Source organism: Nocardia sp. NPDC004415 (assembly GCF_053602435.1).
This window is the reverse complement of record NZ_JBSGDP010000046.1, coordinates 42,235-48,689: the sequence shown is the minus strand read 5'-3', so window position 1 is coordinate 48,689 and position 6,455 is coordinate 42,235. Positions and strand designations below refer to the sequence as shown.

Annotated in this window: 8 protein-coding genes; 1 reads left to right on the top strand and 7 read right to left on the bottom strand. The window is 68.4% G+C overall.

Annotated features, from left to right (window positions below; genetic code table 11):
• Positions 1–234: 234 nt before the first annotated feature.
• Positions 235–924 (bottom strand): response regulator transcription factor, encoded by a 690-nt coding sequence (locus ACWEMY_RS20865; protein WP_278261559.1) that lies wholly within the window; start codon positions 922–924, stop codon positions 235–237.
• Positions 921–2,159: a sensor histidine kinase gene (locus tag ACWEMY_RS20860; RefSeq protein ID WP_452391344.1), complete on the bottom strand. Its 1,239-nt coding sequence runs from the start codon at positions 2,157–2,159 to the stop codon at positions 921–923. The genes ACWEMY_RS20865 and ACWEMY_RS20860 overlap by 4 nt, the downstream gene beginning before the upstream one ends.
• Positions 2,160–2,355: 196 nt before the next feature.
• Here ACWEMY_RS20860 and ACWEMY_RS20855 point away from each other — a divergent pair, with 196 nt between their 5' ends.
• Positions 2,356–2,856: a hypothetical protein gene (locus ACWEMY_RS20855; RefSeq protein WP_452391343.1), complete on the top strand. Its 501-nt coding sequence runs from the start codon at positions 2,356–2,358 to the stop codon at positions 2,854–2,856.
• Between the two features lie 140 nt (positions 2,857–2,996).
• Here the strand turns inward: ACWEMY_RS20855 and ACWEMY_RS20850 are convergent, their stop codons facing one another.
• The 5 genes from ACWEMY_RS20850 to ACWEMY_RS20830 form a co-directional block, all read right to left on the bottom strand.
• A complete protein-coding gene (locus ACWEMY_RS20850; RefSeq protein ID WP_452391342.1) occupies positions 2,997–3,728 on the bottom strand; it encodes a hypothetical protein in 732 nt (243 codons plus the stop codon).
• Positions 3,729–3,965: 237 nt separating this feature from the next.
• Positions 3,966–4,313 (bottom strand): DoxX family protein, encoded by a 348-nt coding sequence (locus tag ACWEMY_RS20845; RefSeq protein WP_452391341.1) that lies wholly within the window; start codon positions 4,311–4,313, stop codon positions 3,966–3,968.
• A 134-nt stretch (positions 4,314–4,447) separates the two neighbouring features.
• The gene (locus ACWEMY_RS20840) at positions 4,448–5,185 is read right to left on the bottom strand and encodes a phosphoglyceromutase (protein WP_375930433.1); all 738 of its coding nucleotides are present in this window, start codon (positions 5,183–5,185) and stop codon (positions 4,448–4,450) included.
• 27 nt (positions 5,186–5,212) lie between these two features.
• A complete protein-coding gene (locus ACWEMY_RS20835; RefSeq protein WP_375930436.1) occupies positions 5,213–5,389 on the bottom strand; it encodes a KOW domain-containing RNA-binding protein in 177 nt (58 codons plus the stop codon).
• Positions 5,390–5,468: 79 nt separating this feature from the next.
• Complete coding sequence (locus ACWEMY_RS20830; protein WP_452391340.1) at positions 5,469–6,353, bottom strand: ROK family protein; 885 nt, start codon at positions 6,351–6,353, stop codon at positions 5,469–5,471.
• Between the last annotated feature and the right edge of the window lie 102 nt (positions 6,354–6,455).

Below are 6,455 nucleotides of genomic sequence, written 5' to 3'. Positions count from 1 at the left end.
TGTTTTGGCGGCTGGCGCCGCGGGTTTTTCGGCCCATTGGGCCTCGCATCCGAGGGGCGATACTCCGCCTTCGGCGTTACGTCTCGCCCCTCGGATGCGAGGCGGCCGAAAACCCGTTTCTGGTTCCGTTTCGCGGCCCGTTGTTGGTTCCGTTCTACGGTCTGTTGTTGGTTCGTTGACGAAAGAACCCGGTCTCACCGTGTGGGTGAGGCCGGGTTCCTTGGTTTCGTGGTTCTACGCTTCGAGTTTGTAGCCGAGTCCTCGGACGGTGACCAGGTGTTCCGGCTTGGCGGGGTCGGCTTCGATCTTCGAGCGCAGGCGTTTGACGTGCACGTCCAGGGTCTTGGTGTCGCCCACGTAGTCGGCGCCCCAGACTCGGTCGATGAGCTGGCCGCGGGTGAGCACGCGGCCGGAGTTGCGCAGCAGGTATTCGAGCAGATCGAACTCCTTGAGGGGCAGGGTGACCTGGCCGCCGTTGACGTGGACGGTGTGCCGGTCGACATCCATCCGCACGGGGCCGGCCTCGAGCACGCCGTTCTCGCTGCTGGAATCGAGTTCGTCGCCCGCGCCGCGGCGCAGCACCGCGCGGATGCGGGCGATCAGCTCGCGCGCGGAGTACGGCTTGGTGACGTAGTCGTCGGCGCCCAGTTCCAGGCCGACCACCTTGTCGATCTCGCTGTCGCGGGCGGTCACCATGATCACCGGCACGCCGCTGCGGGTGCGCAGCTGCTTGCACACGTCGGTGCCGCTCATGCCGGGCAGCATCAGGTCCAGCAGCACGATGTCGGCGCCGGAACGGTCGAACTCGGCCAGCGCGGACGGGCCGTCGCCGACGACGGTGACGTCGAAGCCTTCCTTGCGCAGCAGGAATGCCAGCGGATCGGCCAGCGACTCCTCGTCCTCGACGATCAACACACTCGTCATCTGCGTGCCTCCACACCGTTCGTTCGGCCAGCTGGGGTGCGCTGGGCGATGGTTTCTCTCGTGCCGAGCTCCGGCACCGACGCCGCGTCTTCGTCGCCCTCTGTCTCCAGATGGGCGGGAATGCGCAGGGTGAACGTCGAGCCGGTGCCCAGCTTGCTCCACAGGGTGATCTCACCGTTGTGGTTGGCGGCCACGTGTTTGACGATGGCCAGGCCGAGTCCGGTCCCCCCGGTCGAGCGGGAGCGGGCCTTGTCGGAGCGGAAGAACCGCTCGAACACCCGCTCCTGGTCTTCCTTGGCGATGCCGATCCCACGGTCGGTCACCGCCATCGCGACGTGGTCGCCGCGCAGCGACCGGCTCACCGACACGTGCGAACCCTGCGGCGAGTACGCGATGGCGTTCTCCACCAGGTTCGACAGCGCGGTGACCAGCAGCGTCTCGTCGCCGAGCACCTCGAGCCCGCTGGGCCGGTCGGTGCTGACGGTGATGCCCGCGGCCTCGGCGGCGGTGCGCGAGCGGTCGACCGCCTGCTGCACCACCGTGTCGACATCGACCACGGCCAGATCGGGCAGCTTCTCCGCGCCCTGCAACCGCGAGAGCGCGATCAGCTCGGTGACCATCTTGCCCAGGCGCCGCGATTCGGCCAGCACACGCGAGCCGAAGTGCCGCACGGCCTCGGGATCGTCGGCCGATTCGAGCATGGCCTCGGCCAGCAGGCTCATCGCGCCGACGGGGGTCTTGAGTTCGTGGCTGACATTGGCGACGAAATCGCGCCGGGTCGCCTCCATGCGGGCCTGCTCGGAATCGTCGTCGGCGAACAGCACGACGAAGCTGGTCTCCTCCCGCGACAGTTTGCGGGCGACGCCACGCACGGCGATCCGGCCGCGGCCGGGCGAGGGGTTCTTGGCGGTGAGGTCGTATTCGGCGGCGTCGCCGGTGGCGAGCACCTTCTCCACCGCCGCCCAGGCGCGTTCGTCGAGCAGCCGGTTGCGGACCAGGCCCAGTTCCTCGGCGCGCGGATTCACCAGCACCACATCGCGGTACTCGTCGACCACGGCGATGCCGCTCTCCGAGGCCAGCACGATCAGGTCGAGCACCTGCGACATCGTCAGCCCGGTGTCCTCCTGATTGCGCGCGGCGTGGCGGGCATTGACGTACGGGATCAGCAGGCCACCGACTGCCAGTCCCACGACAGCCGCGAGGACTGCCAACAGCACCGCCTGCGGAACACTCACATGATTGATCGTACGAGTGCGAACCCCGGCCCCGACGCCGGGTCACAGAAGTTTCGCGCAGGTCACAGGCCCTTGGCATCCCGTTCGCCTGCCGTTCACCCGACCGTCGACCGGCGTGTCAGCCCGGCGTGTCACCGGCGCGGACGTGGGATCATGCAGTGGACACCCGGGTGAATTTCGGCGGGAAAGGATCGCGATGAGCAAGATTCTGAATTCTCTGTCCGACGACGAGTACGTCCTGGTCCGCAAGACCAAGAAATCCCAGATGGCGAAGCTCGACGAGGGCCACCTGATCGACCTGCACTCCCGCATCCGGCGGGCCCGCAACAAATACGTCAAGCTCTACCGGCGCGAGGGCGCCGCCAAGGTCGAGGCCAAGGGCGCACGCGGCTCCGGCAAGTCGGCCAACAAGCGCAACGCCGCCCGCGCCGAAGTCTTCGAGGACGCCCTCAGCCGCGTCAGCCGCCGCCTGGCCAAGGTCGCCGCGCACAGCGCCGAGCAACTGAAGGAACAACGCCTCGCCCGCGCCCGCACGGACGCCCCCTCCTTCAGCGACGTCGACTCCGTCGACGGAAAAGTCGACTCCGCGGGCCGCATCCGCGTCGACGAAACCCGGCAATCCCCAGGCCGCAAGAAGTACGAGGCCGCCACAATCGCCGCCGGCACCCGCCGCCAGGCAGCGAAGGACAACAGGTAGACCAGAAGCGAACCTGCGTCCACAACCCTCTGACGTGCTGACCGTGCCCAACGAGGCGCGGCGGCCGTTCGTCCGCTGAGACGACCAGTGGCGCCGGTGCGGATACAGCTACCGAGTTACGACGGTCCCGGCGACCGGGGTCAGCCGAAGAGTTCGTCGGCGCTGTTGGCTGTCAGCGCCTGCGCCAACCAAGCGTTGAGCTGATCGAGATCCGTCGTCTCGGTGAGCAGCGTGCGCTGAGCCGCCGACAGTTCGATGCCGCGGCCGGTGAGCACCGTCGACAACGCGCGCTGAACTCCGAGCGCGAGACCCTGCTCACGCCCTTGTTCGAGGCCCTCCTCACGCCCCTGCTCCCGCAGGCGCTGCGCCGATTCGGAGCGGAAGAACGACAGATCGGTGGCCATTTTGTCCCTCCAGAGCTTGGCTGCCTCGGTATGTGAAATTCCCTGCTCGACCAGTTCAGCGTAGAACTCGGTCTCCTCGCTCGCCCCACGTCGACGAAACGCCACCACGATCGCTTCCAGTATCTCACCGATCTCGGGCTCACGCGCATGCGTTATCGCAGACAAGGCGGCCAGCGGCAGATCGGCCTCCGCCTCGGCGGGGTCGATGATCGCGGGGACGTTGTGCGGGCCGAGGACCAACGGCGACAAGCGGAAGGTGGCCCACCGGCGGTAGGAGACCGACATCGGCCTGCTCGCCCAGGTGGCGGTTTCCTTGTCGTGGCAGACCACGACGAGCACTACGGGGAGGTCGTACTTGTTGTGCAGGAAGGTCACATAGTAGGACCACGCGGCAATACGCGAGGGGTCCCGCGTCGATTGTGCCTCGACGACCAGCAGAAACGCATCGTCTTCGGTCTCGATCCGCAAGATGGTGTCGGCGCGGCGTTCGATCGGCGCGGTCTCGGTCAGGTCGACCGAGATCTACTCCACCGCGACAGGGTCGGGGAACGGAAGACCCAGCACATGGAAGGCGCGGGCGAACGCCGCCGGATCGTGGGTGAAGATCTTGTGCATCGCCTCGTGCGACGAACTGACCATGCGGACAAGCTATCAGTCACCGAACTCATGTTCGAATCGGGCAAATCGACACGAGGACAAGAGGATTCACGTAGCCAGGCCCAAACCCAGCGCGGCCGCGACCGGGGCCAGGTAGAGGATCGGGAAGGCGACCGTCTTGTAGGAGTGGGCGCGCAGGACCGTGATAACGGCGCCGGTGAAGTACAGGATCAGCCCGATCGCGGCGGCGATGCCGATCGCGGGGACGGCGAGGCCGAGCAGGAGGCCGATCGAACCGGCGGCCTTGGCGATACCCAGGGGCGTCCACCAGGACTGGGGGACGCCGTAGGTGACGAGGGGGTCGACGACGAAGGGGGCTCGGCGCAGGAGGGAGACGGCGGAGAAGCCGACCCAGAGGGCGGCGGCGATGGTGACGGTGACGTAGGCGGTGTGCATGGCGGACTCCTTCGGTGGCCGCGGTGATCGCGGCGGCTACCGAGGTGACGACGTGACCGCCGGTCCTGTGACATCCACACAGCACAGCGCCCCGGTCCACAGGGGTGGACCGGGGCGCTGTGGAGAGCTGGGGACTACTTGCCGCCCTGGTTGGCGACCGCGGCGGCGCCTGCGGCGGCGGCCTCGGGGTCCAGGTATTCGGCGGGCTTCACGGGGCGCAGGTTCTCGTCGAGTTCGTAGCGCAGCGGGATGCCGGTGGGGATGTTGAGGCCGGAGATGTCCTCGTCGGAGATGTTGTCGAGGTGCTTGACCAGCGCGCGCAGCGAGTTGCCGTGGGCGGCGACCAGGACGGTCTTACCGGTGCGCAGCTCCTGGGAGATGGTGTTCTCCCAGTACGGGATCATCCGGGCGACGACGTCCTGCAGGCACTCGGTCTTGGGGATCTCGATGCCGGCGTAGCGCGGGTCGCCTTCCTGGCTGTACTCGTTGTCGTCGGCGATCGGCGGCGGCGGGGTGTCGTAGCTGCGGCGCCACAGCATGAACTGGTCGTGGCCGTACTGCTCGCGGACCTGCTCCTTGTTCTTGCCCTGCAGGTCGCCGTAGTGGCGCTCGTTGAGGCGCCAGTCGCGGATGACCGGGATCCAGTGCCGGTCGGCGGCGTCGAGCGCGTTGTTGGCGGTGCTGATCGCGCGACGCAGCAGCGAGGTGTAGACGATGTCGGGCAGGATGCCGTGCTCGGCGAGCAGCTCACCGGCCCGCTTGCCCTCGGCGATGCCCTTGTCGGTCAGGTGCACATCCACCCAGCCGGTGAACAAGTTGAGGGCATTCCATTCGCTCTCGCCGTGGCGCAGCAGCACGAGGGTGTAGGTCATGGGGCCATTCTGGCATTGCGCCGAAGGTCAGGCCCACTCCACCTCGTCGAACCCGAGGCTCATCTCGTGTGGTCCGCCCGGGACCAGAGCGTCGACCTGTAATCGGGACGCGTCCGCGTCGACCTCGCGCACCACGGCGCACACACCTCGCAGCGGTCCATCCGGAATATGGACGACATCCCCCGGCACGTAGTCGGCAGCCACCTGTCCGAGGCTACGCGCGCGGGCACCCCGACCACGGCGAACTCGCCGCACGCGGACCGAAGAGTCCGGCCACGGCGGTTTACGCCTCGACCGCCAGGACGCCCGCCCCGACGAGGGTCGCGCCGTCCCCGATCGGCGAGAGCTCGACGGTCAGTTCCCGCACGAAGCCCAGTCCCGCGTGCCGGGCGACGGCGGCGCGCAGTGGCCCCCACAGCGGTTCGCCCGACTGCGCGAAGCCGCCGCCGATCACCACCCGGTCGGTGTCGAGCAGCGCTGCGGCCGAGCAGATCGCCTGTCCCAGCCCGGTTCCCGCCCTTTCCAGCACGGCGAGGGCGATCGGGTCACCGGCCGCGGCGGCGGCCGCCAGTTCGACGCCGGTCTCCCCCGTCCACCCTCGCGAACGCGCCAAGCGCACCGACGACATCCCACTGGCCACCGCTTCCACACACCCGAATCCCCCACAGGCACAAGGGGTGTCGTCACCAGGAACGATGATGTGACCGATGTGCCCGGCATTTCCGGTGCGCCCCACCAGCACTCGCCCGTCGGCGACGATCCCGCCACCCACGCCCGAGGACACCGTCAGCGCCAGCCCGTTGCGTACTCCGCGCAGCCCGCCCACGCGGTGCTCGGCCAGCGCCAGGCAGGCACCGTCGATCGCCAAGCGCACCACCGCATCCGGGAACAGCGCGCGCACCCGCTCGACGATCGGGAAGCCGTCGCGCCACGGCAGCAGGTTCAGCGGGCCGATCACCCCGCCGGGCACGTCCACCGGACCGGCCGCGCCGATGCCGATCGCGGTGACGCGCATGTCGTGTGCCACAACGCCCAGCAGCTCCCGGCAGGCGTCCCACGGGTCGTCCACGGCGGCGGCCACACGGCGCACACCACGCAGCGAATAGTCCGAGTTCACCACTGCCGCAGCGAATTTCGTCGCCCCGATATCGAGCGCCAGTGCCGTCATCGCAACTCCTGTTCTCGCCGGTCCCGGCACCACTCCCGCCCGGACGCGCTCGCCCGGCGGCTTCGGTGATGTGAAGTCTCACAGGATGTGGCACCCGACACT